Origin of the sequence: Facklamia miroungae (genome assembly GCF_012396555.1) — a bacterium.
Lineage (GTDB): Bacteria > Bacillota > Bacilli > Lactobacillales > Aerococcaceae > Facklamia > Facklamia miroungae.
The window spans coordinates 64183-80773 of sequence record NZ_JAAXPS010000001.1; the positions used below are offsets into that span (position 1 = coordinate 64183).

At 36.2% G+C, this 16591-nt stretch carries 15 protein-coding genes; 12 read left to right on the forward strand and 3 right to left on the reverse strand.

What is annotated here, in order from left to right; all coding sequences use genetic code 11:
• Positions 1 to 2: 2 nt before the first annotated feature.
• On the reverse strand, positions 3 to 1892 hold the full coding sequence (locus tag HF969_RS00440; RefSeq protein ID WP_090288797.1) for a fructose-1,6-bisphosphatase: 1890 nt from the start codon (positions 1890 to 1892) through the stop codon (positions 3 to 5).
• Positions 1893 to 2041: 149 nt separating this feature from the next.
• Here HF969_RS00440 and HF969_RS00445 point away from each other — a divergent pair, with 149 nt between their 5' ends.
• Positions 2042 to 2488 (forward strand): hypothetical protein, encoded by a 447-nt coding sequence (locus HF969_RS00445; protein WP_090288798.1) that lies wholly within the window; start codon positions 2042 to 2044, stop codon positions 2486 to 2488.
• A 15-nt stretch (positions 2489 to 2503) separates the two neighbouring features.
• Entirely contained in the window at positions 2504 to 3517 is a 1014-nt protein-coding gene (locus HF969_RS00450; protein WP_090288799.1) for a YitT family protein, read from the forward strand.
• A gap of 466 nt (positions 3518 to 3983) precedes the next feature.
• On the opposite strand, the gene HF969_RS00455 is transcribed toward HF969_RS00450, so the two are convergent.
• Positions 3984 to 4799, reverse strand: coding sequence for a Cof-type HAD-IIB family hydrolase (locus tag HF969_RS00455; RefSeq protein ID WP_090288800.1), 816 nt, complete (start codon positions 4797 to 4799; stop codon positions 3984 to 3986).
• 125 nt (positions 4800 to 4924) lie between these two features.
• Here HF969_RS00455 and HF969_RS00460 point away from each other — a divergent pair, with 125 nt between their 5' ends.
• The 8 genes from HF969_RS00460 to HF969_RS00495 all read left to right on the forward strand — a co-directional run bounded on the left by HF969_RS00460 (position 4925) and on the right by HF969_RS00495 (position 13157).
• Positions 4925 to 5263: a metal-sulfur cluster assembly factor gene (locus HF969_RS00460; protein WP_090288801.1), complete on the forward strand. Its 339-nt coding sequence runs from the start codon at positions 4925 to 4927 to the stop codon at positions 5261 to 5263.
• Complete coding sequence (locus HF969_RS00465) at positions 5263 to 6105, forward strand: alpha/beta fold hydrolase (RefSeq protein WP_168427122.1); 843 nt, start codon at positions 5263 to 5265, stop codon at positions 6103 to 6105. The genes HF969_RS00460 and HF969_RS00465 overlap by 1 nt, the downstream gene beginning before the upstream one ends.
• Positions 6106 to 6123: 18 nt before the next feature.
• Positions 6124 to 6495 carry a hypothetical protein gene (locus tag HF969_RS00470; protein ID WP_090288803.1) on the forward strand — a complete coding sequence of 124 codons (372 nt, stop codon included), beginning with the start codon at positions 6124 to 6126 and terminating at the stop codon, positions 6493 to 6495.
• A 107-nt stretch (positions 6496 to 6602) separates the two neighbouring features.
• Complete coding sequence (clpB, locus tag HF969_RS00475) at positions 6603 to 9218, forward strand: ATP-dependent chaperone ClpB (protein WP_180363652.1); 2616 nt, start codon at positions 6603 to 6605, stop codon at positions 9216 to 9218.
• A 196-nt stretch (positions 9219 to 9414) separates the two neighbouring features.
• Positions 9415 to 10638: an AI-2E family transporter gene (locus tag HF969_RS00480; protein WP_090288805.1), complete on the forward strand. Its 1224-nt coding sequence runs from the start codon at positions 9415 to 9417 to the stop codon at positions 10636 to 10638.
• Positions 10639 to 10820: 182 nt separating this feature from the next.
• Entirely contained in the window at positions 10821 to 11432 is a 612-nt protein-coding gene (locus HF969_RS00485) for an NfeD family protein (RefSeq protein WP_090288806.1), read from the forward strand.
• Positions 11433 to 11463: 31 nt separating this feature from the next.
• On the forward strand, positions 11464 to 12435 hold the full coding sequence (gene floA, locus HF969_RS00490; RefSeq protein ID WP_180363653.1) for a flotillin-like protein FloA: 972 nt from the start codon (positions 11464 to 11466) through the stop codon (positions 12433 to 12435).
• 5 nt (positions 12436 to 12440) lie between these two features.
• Positions 12441 to 13157, forward strand: a complete 717-nt coding sequence (locus HF969_RS00495) for a hypothetical protein (protein WP_090288808.1) — start codon at positions 12441 to 12443, stop codon at positions 13155 to 13157.
• 89 nt (positions 13158 to 13246) lie between these two features.
• On the opposite strand, the gene HF969_RS00500 is transcribed toward HF969_RS00495, so the two are convergent.
• Entirely contained in the window at positions 13247 to 14440 is a 1194-nt protein-coding gene (locus HF969_RS00500) for an Mbeg1-like protein (protein WP_090288809.1), read from the reverse strand.
• Positions 14441 to 14696: 256 nt separating this feature from the next.
• On the opposite strand from HF969_RS00500, the gene rpsB reads away from it, so the two are divergent.
• Positions 14697 to 15503, forward strand: a complete 807-nt coding sequence (rpsB, locus tag HF969_RS00505) for a 30S ribosomal protein S2 (protein WP_090288810.1) — start codon at positions 14697 to 14699, stop codon at positions 15501 to 15503.
• A 153-nt stretch (positions 15504 to 15656) separates the two neighbouring features.
• Positions 15657 to 16538, forward strand: coding sequence for a translation elongation factor Ts (tsf, locus tag HF969_RS00510; protein ID WP_090288811.1), 882 nt, complete (start codon positions 15657 to 15659; stop codon positions 16536 to 16538).
• The last annotated feature ends 53 nt before the right edge of the window (positions 16539 to 16591 follow it).

Sequence of the window (16591 nt, forward strand, 5' to 3'; positions counted from 1 at the left end):
TTCTAATTCAAGATATCTGATTTATAGGGTGGTAAATTCTTTTTTAACTCCTTAATTTGTGCTGTTAGACTCAGTCCAATGTCCGTATCCCCCACATAATAGCGTTTAGACCGTTCTGTGATAATATATTTCTTAGGCAGGATGTCAAAGCGACATGAAATAGCATCTTCTCTAGTGGTGAAGGGATGGTGGGCACAGATATATATCTCATAAGAATTATCGACGAGAGTATAGCCAGCAATTCCTGTTACTTTTTGATAAGGCTTGGCTAATCCTCCATCGATTACCAACATTTTACCATTGGCTTTAACGGGTTTTTCGCCGGAAACAGCTTTAACCGGAGTATGACCATTAATGATATAGCCTGATGGTTGCAAATCGAATTCTGCGAGCATCTTCAAACAAAAATCTTCTTCATTACGTAATTCATAATATGGGTTTTGAATTTCTTTATGGGTTTTTTTGTCTTTTAGGAAGTAACGTTCAAAAGTTTTCATGGCATGTTTACCAAATAGCGTAGAAACAGGTCCACACCACAAATACCAAACCAAGTCGGTAGCGAAGTCATCCATGGAATTTTTATCCCGGAAAGTTTTCAATATTGATTCTCCAAATTTTTCCATTAAGCTTCGACCACTATATGCTTTACCATCGAGGGTGACTGACATAAATTCGCCGTCTTTGGTAGTAGGGATACAACCATGGAATAGTAAGTTGCCATTGTAACATTTATACATGGTGCCATGTAGGACTAAAAAATTAATATGGCGTTCTAATTTTTCTGAATTTTGGAATTGGTGTAGTAAGTCGAGGAGGACGAGTTCTTCTCCTAAAGTTAATTCAAAAGGATTTTCGGGATCTACACGTTGGAAGCATCCGTTTTCGATTGGATATTCAATCCCGTCAATAGTTATCGTTTGACGGTCTTTAGATAATTTATCTAATAAGAGCCGTGGTTCCATGTTGAACTCAGGGCGTCTTTGAATGATTTGACTTTCTACTTTAAATTGCATAATTGAAATTGCTTGATGCATTAGAGTGATGTCGTCAATTTCTTCTTGGCTTAAGTCCGAATTATCACCACGAGGATAGAAGGCTGGATTATCGTGGTAATACCTTCGACCATATTTAGCCAGTCTGGTTAAATCAATACCGTAGTCTTTTAACAATTGAGTATGGCCGTAGCGCAGTTGAATACGTAGTACGTTTGCCAAACAAGCCAGCGACCCTGAATAAGCCCCTATCCAAATAATATCGTGGTTACCCAATTGAATATCTAAGGAAGGAATTTCCATTAAGCGATCAATAATTTTATCAGGATCCGGTCCACGATCGTAGATATCACCTAAAACATGAAGGTGGTCCACTACAAAACGTTGGATTAATTTAGCTAGCGCAAGGGCAAAATGGTCAGCTAAATTAAGGTCGATAACGGTGTTGAAGATTGTGTGATAGTATCGGGATTTATTATCTTTTTCATCATATTGATAAATTAATTCTTCAAGAATATAAGCATAGGATTTTGGTAAAGCCTTTCTAACCTTTGAACGTGTATACTTACTCGAAACGTGACGGGTGAGTTGAACAAGTTGGTCAAGCAAGGTGATCCATTCGTCTTTTGTCTTTTCAGCATTTAAGATGAGATCTTCTGGATAATAAATATTGAAACACAGTTCCAGTTTTTCTTCTTTGGTTAAAATGTCATCGTAAAGGTCATCGACCTTAATCGAGATGACACCTGAACAATTGCGCAGTAAATGATCAAAAGCTTCAAACTCACCATGCAAATCAGAAATAAAATGTTCCGTTGCTTTGGGTAATTGTTTAATCGCTTCCAAGTTAATTATTTCGATTAAATCATCAACGGTTTGAGCTTTTAAATTTTTATCCATTTTCTACCTCTTTTCAAAGTATATAGTTCTATAATGATTATACCTATAACCTATTCAATTTATCTTCAAAAGTCAATCCTTTGTTTCAAAGGCAAACTTTGTTATACTTAAATTCGATTACATAGAAAGATTGAAAAGAGGGATAAATAATGACAGGATTTAAAGAAAAATTCGATGCCTTATTAAATGAAAAAAAATTACCTGCTAATTATCAAGAGATACAAGATGGTAATCACTTATACCGTTTTCAGTTTAAAGTGAGTAAACAGCGCAAACTGATTGTTGAAGTGATCATTCAAGATACAAGCGGAGATCATCTTGATGCGCAGATTATTTATCGTCACGTCCATTTACTAAAAGACTACAACCAACGACCAGAAGCGCTTGAAGCAATCAATGAATTGAATGAAAGTAAAACAGGTTATTATAATCTCTACTTAGCTGGAGACGGGGAGATTTACCTTCGTAACCTCTTACGATCTACTCAAGACCCATTTTTGATTTATGAAGTGTTAGTAATTGGTTCAAGTATTGCACGTGTCCTACAAGCAGAACTTGAACAGAAATTAGGCGAATCTGCCAATCCAATGGTTTAATGGAGGAAGAATGAATTGATCATTGAATATATTCAACAAAGACCCTGGTTAAACTTTTTGTTTGAACTAACCGTAGCCCTAACCGCTGCTTTTTGTATTGGGATTGGCTTAAAGATCTTTTTGATTCCAGGCAATATTTTCTCTTCAGGGACTTCTGGACTTGCTCAAATTATTAATTATTTTGCAACAAGTATTCCTATTATTGGCCCTTTCATGACAGTCGGTAATATTTATTTTATCTTTAATATTCCGATTATTTTTCTTTCTTGGGTAAAATTAGGTAAACAGTTTACGATTTGGACATTGATTGTTGTATTTGTATCCACTTTAGCCACAAACATGATTCCTCTAACAGTTGTTTCCACCAATCCGCTCTTGAATGCAATTATTGGTGGAGTTATTTGTGGAATTGGATCGGGCATCACTATTAAATATGGTATGTCATGTGGAGGATTAGATATCATAACTTTGGTCATTTCGCGTATTACTGAAATGAATGTAGCATTTATTGGTTTTGCCATTAACTTATTAATTATTTTAGCTTCAGGACTCTTATATGATTGGGAATATGCCCTATATACACTAATTTCAATCTACGCCCTAGCAAAAACAATTGATGGTATTCATACCAATGAACAGCGACTAACTGCATTGGTCGTAACAAATAATACTGACGAAGTAGTGAATGCTATCTATAAATCAATCGTCCGTGGCGTTACAATTCTTGAGGGACAGGGAGGATACTCGCGTGATAAACGGGATGTCTTGATGGTCGTTTTAAACCGCTATGAAATGTTTCCGTTAGAGCAAGCGATTCGTCAATCGGATCCTAAAGCCTTTATTAACTTTATTCGATCAAATAAAGTAGTTGGTCATTTCTTTAGTCGAGATCAGCAACGAGCAATGAGAAAGCAAGTGCAAGTTGACCGACCTAAAGTCGAAAATACAGAAGATTTCAATTTCTTTAATATGCCAATGGAATTTGATCAGCTATATGATCAAATTCCACAAGAAGATGAAGATGAATAAAAGCAAAATAAAGAGCGATGGTTTAACCATTGCTCTTTGTTTTGCTGCTAAGTTCTTATTGTAAAATATAATATTCACCTAATAACGCCTAGGAGCGAGATACGTGCATTTTAAGCATTTGGATCACCTTAACCTTTCTTTATCGTTTGAGTTAATGACAATCCTAACACTCCTTTCACTGGTTGATACCTACATATACACTTGTTTTAAAATAAAATACCCCTACCAGTAAATGGTAGAGGGGTATGTGAGTTGATTATTTTAATAGACAATTTGCCTCCAAGATATGCAGGCTGAGATGAAGAGTTTCTACGTTTTGAAGATAACAAGGAGACAGTGTGACACTTATTCCCGTGGAAAAGTTGCGTCAACATAATGACCCCTCCTTGTAATCTAAATAGAATTATCTCTCCAATTAAATTATAGCAAAGTCAAACTAGAAATAAAGTAATAAGTGATAATTATTTTAAAATTTCAGGTCAAAGAAATTAATGAGATAATGAGCTAAACCATCTTCATCATTTGATAGAGGAGTTATATCATTTGCGATTTCTTTCAGCGGTTTAATTGCATTATTCATTGCCACTCCATATCCTGCAAATTCAATCATTTCAAGGTCATTATCTTCATCGCCAAAGGCTAAAATATTTTGACGTGGAATATGGTAGAAGTCTGCGATATTTTTGACACCAACGGCCTTATGAATATCTTTAGAAACAACCTCTAGCACCGGAACTTCGCCTCCCCAAGTTCGAACAGAAACTTGATTTTGATAAACTTCCATAATTTTTCTTTGAACGGGTACTTGGTCAGCTTCGGAGGTAAAAAGGGTGACAGCTATCGGATTATGAATTAAAGTCTGGCGGGATATTTTTTGATAACTAGAGTCTTCAGAAGGGTAATAAGGGGATTCTGGTAAGTTCATAGAAGAAGTATAAAGTCGTTCTTTGCCTTCAGCGCATACTAATTGAATACCCAGTTCTTCTTGACGGTTAAATAAATCAAAAACAATTTCACGATCCAGCTCATGGTGATAGCTAGCTAACCACTCTGGTCGATCAGGGAAATGACAGTAAGCCCCATTAAAATTTACCATTGGAGTCGTCAGATTTAAAACTTGATAAATTTCTTTACTAGTACGGTAAGGTCGCCCAGTTACAATACAAATCAGATGGCCTAGTCGATCTAATTTTCTTAATGTTTCAATAGTAAGTTGAGAAAGTCTGGATTGATTATTTAATGTAGTGCCATCCAAATCAATGGCAATCATATGTTGGCTCATAGTTTAGCCTCCTTTTCGATTGGTTCGATTATAGCAAAGATGAAAGCTCAAGGGCAACTAATCATGATTATTGGCTAAAAAGTAGAATTGATGTAGAATGTAAACAAAGAAAGTGAGGCGTTGGAATGGATTTAGAAAAAATGCGTGATACAAAAAACCTTAATGAACTTGAGCGTGTAATTGTGGATCGATTATCCAATGTAATCGATCCTGAATTAGGAGTGGACCTTATTAATCTGGGTTTGATTTACCGAGCAGATTTAACAGATGAAGGGATACTAAAAATTTTACTCACCCTCACAACCCCAATGTGTCCGATGGCCGATGTGATTATTGATGAACTGAATGAGACTTTTGTCGAAGTTCCTCAAGTTGAAGAAGTCGAAGTAACAATCACTTTTGATCCGCCATGGTCATTAGACAAATTATCGCGTTATGCAAAAATTGCACTAGGAGTAATGTAATGGAAGTTATCGTAGAAGATTTTTTTATTGAAGAAGGACCATATGGTTCAATCTCAGGAAAAGTTTTATCTCAGCGTCAACATAAAGATCAAACCTTACCACTTGTTATTTTTTATCACGGATGGACGAACTCATCGAGTGAACAAGTGTATTTTGCAATGGAAATTGCCCGTCAGGGTTTTCGAGTCGTCATCCCAGATGCTTACTTACATGGGGAGCGCTCTCCAAAAAGAGAAAGGCAAGAAGAAGACTTCTTAAAGACTCTAAAAGCTAATATCGAAGAGTTCCCTATTCTTTTGTCTTATTTTAAGCCAACACTCAAAGACGATTTTCTGGGCGTAGCTGGTATGTCCATGGGTGCTATGACCAGTTTGCTCTTGCTAAGTAAAGAAGCACAAATAACTGCGGCTGTTGCATTGATGGGAACAGCCCACATATCTGACTTTATTGAGGAAAAAGTGATACACGTCATTAATAATTCTGATGACCCAACAGAAAGAATGGAACTTTTAGAACAAATTAAAAAGGACTATACGATTTTGTTTGATCTCGATTTAAGTCGACAGCCGCAAAAAATTGCTAATCGTCCTGTATTTATATGGCATGGCGAAGACGATCCAGTCGTCCCATTCAACTATATGCAAAAATTTGTCAACTCAATTGTTAATCAACCTTATAGTCAATCCGTTCATTTTGTGCATGAGCCAGGCTATCATAAAGTACCCTTTAATCAAATTATACGAATGTCTACCTTTTTTAAAATGATCTATTCTTCGAATACTAAGGATGTTTGGTCCTATATCGAAGAAAAGTTGCAAGAAAGACCAGACTTTAATGATTAAAACCAAAAGGGTGATAAATTGCTGAAAACAAAACAATGGTTAAATCATTCGATTGATTTGAGTACCACGATTGAAAAAGTCAGTCAAGATCAAGTGAATAAACTTATTTTTAAATTAATTTTATTGCTTCCTTCTTCGATGATTGCTACCAATATACGCACAGGATTTCCAGTATTAATAAGCATTGAAAGAGAGTATATTAAAAACTTGTTAATCAAGCAAATTGATTTACATTTAAAAGATCAACCTTTTCAACTAAGTGATCTCAATTCTCTAATTGAAAAGTGCCAAGATATAATCACGCATTACTATAATGACCACTCACTGATCGATTTAGATAGTGTTCAAGTCGAAATCAATTATTTTCTCAAAAATGAAAAATTTCAATAAAACATATTGACCATTTCTGACCAATGGAGTATACTATATTTAAGCTCTTAAAGAGAGCTTTTAATGTACATTGATAAATTTGACCAATTCTGACTTTAAGGAGTGAGATTATGATAGAAAAAATGACAACAACCTTACAAAGCGCTATAGCTGAAGCGCAGCAAATTGCTATTAGGCGCCAACATCAAGAAATTGATATCCCACATTTATGGCGCATTTTTATTCAGCCTGATCATTATGCTGCAAAATTATATGAAGATGTAGGGGTCGATTTGTCTGCCTTTCAAACTTTAATTGAAGATGAAATCGACCATCTGCCCCAAATCTCAGGTGCAAATATTCAATATGGTCAGCATTTTAGTCAAAGAATATCACAATTACTAAGTGATGCCAGTCAAATCGCTGAGTCGTATCAAGATGAATTCTTAGCGACTGAAGTTATTTTACTCGCACTTTATAAACAAACGAATAATCCTTTGACTAAATGGTTAATTCAAAAAGGGATAACTGAAGTTATTTTTAAAGAACGGATTGAAAAATTGAGAGGGGGAACGCGTGTGACTTCACAAAACCAAGAAGAAACTTATGAATCACTTACAAAATATGCAACCAATTTAAATGAAGCAGTTAAAAACAATAAATTAGACCCAGTTATTGGGCGTGACGAAGAAATTCGTGACGTTATTCGTATATTGTCTAGAAAGACAAAAAATAATCCGATTTTAATTGGTGAGCCTGGTGTTGGTAAAACAGCCATTATTGAAGGTTTAGCTCACCGAATAGTCCGTAAAGATGTCCCTGAAAATTTAAAAGACAAAGAACTTTATTCATTAGATATGGGTTCATTGATAGCTGGCGCAAAGTATCGTGGTGAATTCGAAGAGCGGTTAAAAGCCGTTCTTAAAGAAGTGAAAGAATCAGAAGGAAGAATTTTATTATTCATTGATGAGATTCATACGATAGTGGGTGCAGGTAAAACGGAAGGCTCGATGGATGCAGGAAATTTATTAAAACCGATGCTAGCGAGGGGAGAATTGCACTGTATAGGTGCAACAACTCTTGATGAATATCGTGAAAATATCGAAAAAGATAAGGCTTTAGAACGTCGATTCCAACGTGTCTTAGTCCAAGAACCAACGGTTGAAGATACGATTTCGATTTTAAGAGGCTTAAAAGAACGCTATGAAATTCATCATGGGGTAAATATTCATGATAATGCTTTGGTGGCAGCTGCGACTTTATCTCACCGTTATATTACTGATCGTTTCCTACCGGACAAAGCGATTGACTTAGTCGATGAAGCTTCGGCAACCATCCGAGTTGAAATGAACTCGATGCCGACTGAAATGGATGTCGTTAACCGTCGTTTAATGCAATTAGAAATCGAAGAAGCAGCTTTAAAAAAAGAATCGGATGATGCTTCTAAGAAACGATTAGAAAATATTCAAGAAGAATTAGCCGATCTTAGAGAAGAAGCTAACCAATTAAAAATGCGTTGGGAAATTGAAAAGGAAGCTTCCAATGCTTTAAGAGATAAGCGTGAAGCTTTAGATAACGCCCGACGTCAATTAGAAGAAGCTCAAAGTAACTATGATCTTGAAACAGCAGCTCGCTTGCAACATGGGGAAATTCCTCATCTAGAACAAGAGCTAAAAGATTTGGAAGCTAAAGCTGATCAAACCTTACAATCAGATACTGAAAGATTAACCCAAGAAAGAGTCACTGAAGTGGAAATCGCTAAAGTGGTTGAACGTTTAACAGGAATTCCAGTGAGTCGTTTAGTTGAAGGCGAACGAACTAAATTAATGCACTTAGACCAAACGCTTCACCAACGTGTGATGGGGCAAGATGAAGCAGTTGAAAAAGTAACACAAGCTATTTTAAGGTCAAGAGCAGGTCTGCAAGATCCTCGCAAACCAATCGGATCCTTCCTCTTCTTAGGACCGACTGGTGTTGGTAAGACCGAATTAGCTAAATCATTAGCTGAAGTTTTGTTTGATGATGAAAATCATATGGTCCGTATTGATATGTCTGAATACATGGAGAAGCACTCTGTTTCCCGTTTAGTTGGTGCCCCTCCAGGCTATATCGGTTATGAAGAAGGCGGACAATTAACTGAAGCTGTTAGACGTAGCCCGTATTCCATTGTTTTACTTGACGAAATTGAAAAAGCTCATCCAGATGTATTTAATATTTTACTTCAAGTTTTAGATGATGGTCGTCTGACTGATTCAAAAGGTCGAGTGGTTGATTTTAAAAATACGGTCTTGATTATGACTTCTAATATTGCTTCGCACTTATTACTTGAGGGTGTAAGTGACCGAGGAGAAATTTTACCAGAAGTTGAAACGCAAGTTAACCAAGCCTTAAGCAATCACTTTAAACCTGAATTCTTGAACCGAATTGATGACGTGGTACTCTTTAAACCTTTGACTCGCGAAGATTTACAAGGTGTCGTTGAGAAATTCTTGAAAGATTTACGTCATCGATTGGCATACCAAGAAATTGAACTTAAATTAAGCCCTGAAGCCATCAACTGGCTAGCTGATAAAGGATATGATCCTATCTATGGCGCTCGACCACTCTTGCGCTTTATAACGAAAGAACTTGAAAATCCATTGGCTAAGGCAATTATTGCAGGTGAAATTATGCCTCATTCAACTGTGACAGTCGATTTAGCAAATGATCATTTAACATTTCAAGGACTTGATAGTGCTGAATAGGATTAAAAAATAAGTAGCTTCAGTTACTTCCAACTAAAGATAGCATGTAAAGCTTTTTCTTAAGTTTATTCTTAAGAGAAAGCTTTTTTCGATCTTGTTTGCTGTTTATCGAATAGGAAGGTTAACAAGGTATACTTCTAGTGTAAATTGCAATTAAAAATGCTAGAATGGTAGTTACATGAAAGGAGAAGTGACTTTGAAACCTATCGATAAATTAGACAAAATCGTTGTTCGATATATCTTTTTAATTGCGGGGTTAGTATTGGCTATTTTTAACTACCAATTAATTTTTGCATGGATTGATCGAATTTTTACGGTTTTCCTTCCTATACTCTCCGGTTTAGCAATTGCTTATGTTTTAAATATATTAATGGTGCGCTATGAAAAACTGTTGACACAACCATCAACACAAAAATGGATCAAACCCTATCGTCGGCCGATTGCTATTTTACTTTCAATTGTGACGATTATTTTAGTCCTATTATTTGTTTTGGGATTAGTTTTACCTCAAGTTTATAATGTTTTGACTGAGGTTATATCAGCAGTTCCATTTCAGATTACTCGCTTGGAAGAGACAGTCACCAACTTTGAGAAAATGCTTCCATCCGAATCCATGGAATTTTTGGGGCGTTTCCAATTAGACTGGGCAGATATTCTCAAAAATGTCCAAGATTGGGGGAATCGATTTATTACGAGTGTTGTAAATACAACACTTTCAACAGTAGGATCATTGACTACTATTATTATCAATGGGGTAGTGGCTTTTATTTTCTCTATTTATTTGCTACTGTCTAAAGAAAAACTATTGGATCAATTTTTAAGATTGGTGACGACTTATACAAGTAAACCAGTAGCTCGAAGGATTTTTTACGTATTAACGACGATTGATGATTCTTTTAAACATTTCTTCACGGGTGCAGTGATTGATGCAACTATTCTGGGTATTTTAGTCACAACGGGCATGTGGATTTTCAGATTTCCCTATGCAGGTATGATTGGTTCTTTGACAGGATTCTTTGCCTTAGTACCGATGTTAGGTGCATATATTTCTGGAGCGATTGGGGCCATATTAATCTCTGTTCACTCCGTTCCTCAAGCTCTCTGGTTTATCATTTTTGTTATTTGTGTCCAACAATTCGAAGGTAATGTCATCTATCCACGCGTTGTAGGCGGATCAATCGGGTTACCAGGAATGTGGGTCCTGTTTGCAGTGACCATCGGTGGAGGACTTTTTGGTGTTCCTGGAATGTTATTAGGGGTACCTCTAGCGTCAGCATTTTATAAAATCGTGAAACGCGATGTTTTAGAGCGCGAAAGGTATTCTTATGAAGAAAGACAAAAGCTGCTGCACATTGCAAAATACGATTCCTTTAAACAAGTAGCTGATGATACTGATCAAACGAGTCAAGAGACGAATTAATTTGATAAGTTAGCCTTACCTGTAAAATTCCATTTTAAAGGGTAAGGTTTTTCTCTCTGTAAGTGTAGTGTTTTATTGTGATTAGTGATAATCTTCGCTCAAAATTTACACTTTAAAAGTTACTCAATTTGCTACTATTGAAAGCTATTACATGATATAATTGAATTAGAGGAGGTGGGTAAATGCTTGTGAGCTTTTTTCTAGCCATTATAGCTTTAGTAGTATCTTTGTATACGCGCTGGACTTGGCTATTGTGGTCAATTGCAGCTGTTCTTTTTGCCTTATTTTTCGGCATTGAGGGCGCATCAATGTTACACTATCTCATTTTTATGATAGGTGTAACCTGTTTAATTCTGGAAGTGTATATACCAGATCTTGGTATTACAGGTTCCGTTGGTGTGATCGCATTTGTTTTTGCTCTTTGGTTAAAATACCAAGATTTATCAACAGTAACATTAATTGTTTTAGCCAGCTTAGCTATTGTGCTAATTTTATTCTTAGTATTTAATAAATTGGGACACAATTTACAGTTTAGTCCTGATTTTATCTTGGAAAAGGCGATTAGCAGAGACGCTAATACGAACTCGGATAGCAAGGACGCTGCTTTTCTTGCCGAATTAGTCGGAAAAGTCGGAGTGACTGTTGGCGGTTTAAGGCCGGTTGGTAAGATTAAAGTGGAGGATCATTACTATGAAGCTTATAGCTTAGAAGAGATGATTGCAGCAAACCAACCGATCAAAATTATTAAGATCGTTGACAAAAAAATTTATGTAAGGAGCGAAATGAATGGATAATTTTAATTTTGATAATGGATCACCTATCTTTATGACTGTAATAATTATTTTACTACTCATCTTTTTAATTTCCGTTTTCTTGAGATTTGTTCCTATAGGATTATGGGTTACAGCTTATTTTTCTGGAGCAAAGGTATCGATTGGCGATTTAATTGGGATGCGGTTGAGGAGGGTTAAACCCGCCTATATTGTTAATCCTCTAATTAAAGCGACCAAGGCTGGAGTGCCGATTACTACTGACCAATTAGAAGCGCACTTTTTAGCAGGTGGAGATGTCAACCAAGTTGTCGATGCTTTAATCGCTGCTCAGAGAGCAAATATCGATTTAGAGTTTGAACAAGCAGCAGCAATTGACTTAGCGGGACGTAATGTTTTTGAAGCAGTTCAAGTTTCAGTAAACCCTAAAGTAATTGAAACACCTGTTATTGCTGGCGTAGCAATGGACGGCATTGAAGTGAAGGCCAAAGCCAAAGTGACTGTAAGAGCTAATATTGAACGTTTAGTCGGTGGTGCGGGAGAAGAAACAATTATTGCCCGGGTAGGTGAAGGAATCGTAACTACTGTAGGTTCTGCATCCACTCACTCAATCGTCTTAGAAAATCCTGATTCGATTTCACAGACAATTCTTAGGAAAGGTTTAGACTCAGGAACTGCCTTTGAAATTCTCTCGATCGATATTGCTGACGTTGATGTTGGACGTAATATAGGAGCAAAACTACAGACTGACCAAGCAGAAGCTGATAAGAAAATTGCCCAAGCTAAGGCAGAAGAACGACGTGCTGTTGCGGTTGCACAAGAGCAGGAAAATATTGCCGAAGTTCAAAAGATGCGGGCTAAAGTAGTAGAAGCAGAATCTCAAGTACCATTAGCTGTTGCAGAAGCCTTCCGCAACGGCCGGATTGGAATAAAAGATTATTATGATTTAGAAAATATCCAGTCGGATACCCAAATGCGCGAATCCATAGCCAAAAGTGGAACGCCTCATACCACTGAAAATGAGTGATAATTATGGGATTCTTTGAAATAATTATTCTGGGATTTATTATTAATTATTTGGCATCCAAATTTAACAAAAAGAAAGATAAAGATAATTCTTTGGGTTCGATTAAAAACAAGGTTATTGAAGGCTTTGAACAAATGGAAACCATGGTGGATCAAGGGAAATACCCAAATCTAACTAAATACTTTGCAACAGATCTTGAGTCAGATACGGATGAACCAGATAATATCGAGTCAGTTCATGACCAACCTGCACAATGGATAGTTGACCCAACGATCATTAATCGATTGCAAAACAAGTATCGTCATGAATTACAAGCTTTGCCTAAAAATTTAAAGAACCAGATAAATCGTTTGATAGAAGAAGGACCCCAGGCAGTTAAAGATAAGGCTATTCAATTATCGGCTTATCATCCAAATCGGGAAAAATTATTAGAAATTGCAAATTATTTTGAATATTTAGTGAACGAAGAGCAGGAAGATCCTAGCAAGGGAGATCTGATCGCTAAGTCTTCAACGGTTACTGAAGATTTTAATGATTTTTCAGATATGGAATACGAAATGGAGCCATTCATTATCGAAGGCGAAGAAATTGCAGAATTCAGCCAACCATTGCAAGTTGAACGCCTAAAAACAGCAGAAGATTCAAATATTCACTCCAATCAATTAAAAGAAGCTATTATTTGGTCGGAGATTCTTGCACGGCCAAAGTCAATGCGAAAATAAAATAATTCCCATTCTGATGTAGCAAGCCTAAAAATTAGACCTTAAATCTAATTTAAGGTCATATATGTTTGCTAGCAGAATGGGAATTATTATTTTTTACCGAGTGTTTGATAGAAGAGTTTTACCATGTGTTTGAAATTTTTGCGGGCATCAAGGACGGATTGGTTTATTTTCATTAGTTGATAGTGTCTTAAGTCATTTCTAAAAAATTGTATATATTGCTTGGCAAAGTCTCTGAGGTCCTTTTGTAAAGAAGGATCAAATTGTTTAAACTGACTATGAGCTTTGTTTAAATAAAAGGTTGGTTGACTGATTAATTGATTAATAGATTGGACTTCACAAGCATCAATTAAGGCAATGAATGCATTAATAATGCGCTTACGACGTGCTGGTGAATTTCGCAGAATCCAGTTTTTGTTAATTTGGTTGATTGTTTGACTCGTTAGAGTTAATTGTTCAGCTCTTTGAAATTGTTTACGGTCTATTTGCCAAAAAGCTACATTATGTTGAAGGATTCCTCTTTTTTTACTTTTAATAATAATCGCCTTGCGATCATGAAAAAGAAGGTTGCCTATGATACTTTCCTCTGGAATGATTCGAATGTGCTTTTGATTAATACGTTTCATCTTATCTTGGCGTAGGTTTACGGTATGAAAGCCTGGAGCATCTAGTGTATAGATAAGTTTTATTTTATCAATAGCAGTTAATGGCATTTGACTTGCTGCATAGAGTGCTAAATGTCCACCCTTTGAATGTCCGCCCAAAATAAAATAGGCATGGGGGAAAGTTTTATTGACTTTCTCTAGATACTGACTGGCAATAATTTGGGCAGGAATGCTAGATTGATAGGTAAGGATAAGGTCTTCTTTCCAACCGACTATCATATCGTCAGTCCCACGAAAAGATACAAAGATATAATTATTTCCTAAATCGACTAATAAAAAAGCTGATTGTGTTCCAATTTTGGTATCAATTGAGTTTAAATAGCCGCTTATTCTTAAATCTTTAAACCGAGCATAATTTCCGATATTTTTAATTAATTGACTTCTGAAAGGATTAGCCATTGTTTTGTCATTTTCTTGAAAATAGTGGTTATAGGGTTGATAAAGCTTGGCAAGATGTTTAAAAGTTAAACCCTCTTTAAAATCCATTGAATCGCTGAAAAAGCGATCTATAGGGAGGTAGGTGATTTCCAATAAGATAGCAGCGTCTAATTCGTTAAAGGCTTCTTGCTCGAAAGTGAGATGACCGTATTGATCTAAATAAGAAAATAAAGCTGTCATATATGTACCTCCTCATTCGTAGTTTAGCTGAATCTTAGCTAACAAATCAAATAAGGTGATCTAAATGAGAGAATTTATCTTTCTGAGACTAAAAAAGTTTAAAATTTATTTGCATTTTTTAACTGGATAGCTTATATTATTAAGAGTGCTTATGCACAATTCACACGCTCGCTGATAGTTACTAGGGTGCTCTTATGAGTCTAATGACTAGTTGAAGCTAGCGGAGGAAAATAAAAAACCAAAAGGAGATTTTATCATGGCAGTTATTTCAATGAAACAATTGTTAGAAGCTGGTGTTCACTTTGGACACCAAACTCGTCGCTGGAACCCTAAAATGAAACGTTATATCTTTACAGAGCGTAATGGTATTTACATTATTGACTTACAAAAAACTGTAAAGTTAGTTGACGATGCTTATAATTTCATGCGTGATGCAGTTGCTGATGGAGGAGTTGCTTTGTTCGTTGGAACTAAAAAGCAAGCCCAACAAGCAATTGAAGAACAAGCTGAACGTGCCGGTCAATATTACATTAACCACCGTTGGTTAGGTGGCTTATTGACAAACTGGGATACCATTCAAGGTCGTATTCGTCGTCTAAAAGCTTTAGAGCAAATGGAAGTTGACGGAACGTTTGATGTGCTTCCTAAAAAAGAAGTTGGTGAGTTACGTAAAGAGTGGGATCGTTTAGAGAAATTCTTAGGTGGAATTAAAGATATGCCAAGAATTCCGGATGTTATTTTCATTGTTGATCCCCGTAAAGAACGTATTGCGGTTCAAGAAGCACGTAAATTGAATATTCCAATCGTAGCAATGGTGGATACTAACTGTGATCCAGATGAGATCGATTATGTTATTCCAGCAAACGATGATGCTATTCGTGCAATTAAATTAATTACTCAAGCAATGGCTGAAGCTACGATCGAAGCAAATCAAGGTCAAATTGACGTTGATGCAGAAGAGCAAGGTGATAGCGAATTCTTTGATAACTTATTTGATAATAAAGAAGAAAATACAGAATCAAAAGAAGAAGCTGAAAGCCAAGAAGCGACTGAAGCTGAATAAATAAACGAAGAGAAAGCTGTCAAAAGTTGCTAAGCACCTTTTTGACGGCTTTTTTATGAAAATACCCAGATAAAGCTTTAGCAAGCTGAATAAATTTGATATAATATTCGAGGTAGCACACTACAGTATGAATTTCCAAGGAGGATTTTATAGATGGCAAATGTAACTGCAAAACAAGTAAAAGAATTACGTGATATGACGGGTGTCGGAATGATGGATGCTAAGAAAGCTTTAGTTGAAGTTGATGGAGATATAGATAAAGCTGTCGATTTATTACGTGAAAAAGGACTTGCAAAAGCTGCTAAAAAAGCAGATCGTATCGCCGCAGAAGGTTTAACTGCAAGTTATGTTAGTGGAAACACAGCTGCTTTAGTTGAAGTAAACTCTGAAACAGACTTTGTTTCAAAAAATGATAAATTCATTAAACTAGTTAACGATATCGTTAAAGCTGTTGCGGAAGGTAAACCAGCAGATATGGAAGCAGCGAATGCCTTGGAAGTTAATGGACAAACAATCGCAGAATATATTACTGAATCGACTTTAGTAATTGGTGAAAAAATTTCATTCCGTCGTTTTGCACTTTTAAACAAGTCGGATGATGATGTCTTCGGTGAATATTCTCACCAAGGAGGACGCATTGGTGTCTTAACGGTTGTATCTGGTTCTCAAGATGAAGTTGTGGCAAAAGATATTGCTATGCACGTTGCAGCAATCAACCCTAAATACTTAAATCGTGAAGACGTAGATGCTGATGTAATTGAACGTGAAAAAGCCGTACAACGTGAACTCACTCTCAACGAAGGTAAACCAGAAAACATTGTTGATAAGATTGTTGAAGGTCGTATGAATAAGTTTTATGGCGAGATCGTGTTAAACGAACAAGCTTTTGTTAAAGATGGCGACCAAAAAGTAGCCGATTATGTGGGCGCTAAAGGTGGTAAAGTAACTGATTATGTACGTTTTGAAGTTGGAGAAGGAATCGAAAAACGTAAAGACAACTTTGCCGAAGAAGTAGCTGCTCAAATGGGTAAATAGTTTACAGTATTTAATAGGGACCCCAGTTTTTGCTGGGGTCTTTTTAAAGGAAA

What these genes read in the sequence shown, in the direction of transcription:
- floA (WP_180363653.1), top strand. Translation starts at nt 11,464, where the DNA reads ATGACTGTAATAATTATTTTACTACTCATCTTTTTAATTTCCGTTTTC.
- HF969_RS00455 (WP_090288800.1), bottom strand. Translation starts at nt 4,799, where the DNA reads ATGAGCCAACATATGATTGCCATTGATTTGGATGGCACTACATTAAAT.
- HF969_RS00500 (WP_090288809.1), bottom strand. Translation starts at nt 14,440, where the DNA reads ATGACAGCTTTATTTTCTTATTTAGATCAATACGGTCATCTCACTTTC.
- HF969_RS00495 (WP_090288808.1), top strand. Translation starts at nt 12,441, where the DNA reads ATGGGATTCTTTGAAATAATTATTCTGGGATTTATTATTAATTATTTG.
- HF969_RS00485 (WP_090288806.1), top strand. Translation starts at nt 10,821, where the DNA reads ATGCTTGTGAGCTTTTTTCTAGCCATTATAGCTTTAGTAGTATCTTTG.
- rpsB (WP_090288810.1), top strand. Translation starts at nt 14,697, where the DNA reads ATGGCAGTTATTTCAATGAAACAATTGTTAGAAGCTGGTGTTCACTTT.
- HF969_RS00445 (WP_090288798.1), top strand. Translation starts at nt 2,042, where the DNA reads ATGACAGGATTTAAAGAAAAATTCGATGCCTTATTAAATGAAAAAAAA.
- tsf (WP_090288811.1), top strand. Translation starts at nt 15,657, where the DNA reads ATGGCAAATGTAACTGCAAAACAAGTAAAAGAATTACGTGATATGACG.
- HF969_RS00460 (WP_090288801.1), top strand. Translation starts at nt 4,925, where the DNA reads ATGGATTTAGAAAAAATGCGTGATACAAAAAACCTTAATGAACTTGAG.
- HF969_RS00440 (WP_090288797.1), bottom strand. Translation starts at nt 1,892, where the DNA reads ATGGATAAAAATTTAAAAGCTCAAACCGTTGATGATTTAATCGAAATA.
- HF969_RS00465 (WP_168427122.1), top strand. Translation starts at nt 5,263, where the DNA reads ATGGAAGTTATCGTAGAAGATTTTTTTATTGAAGAAGGACCATATGGT.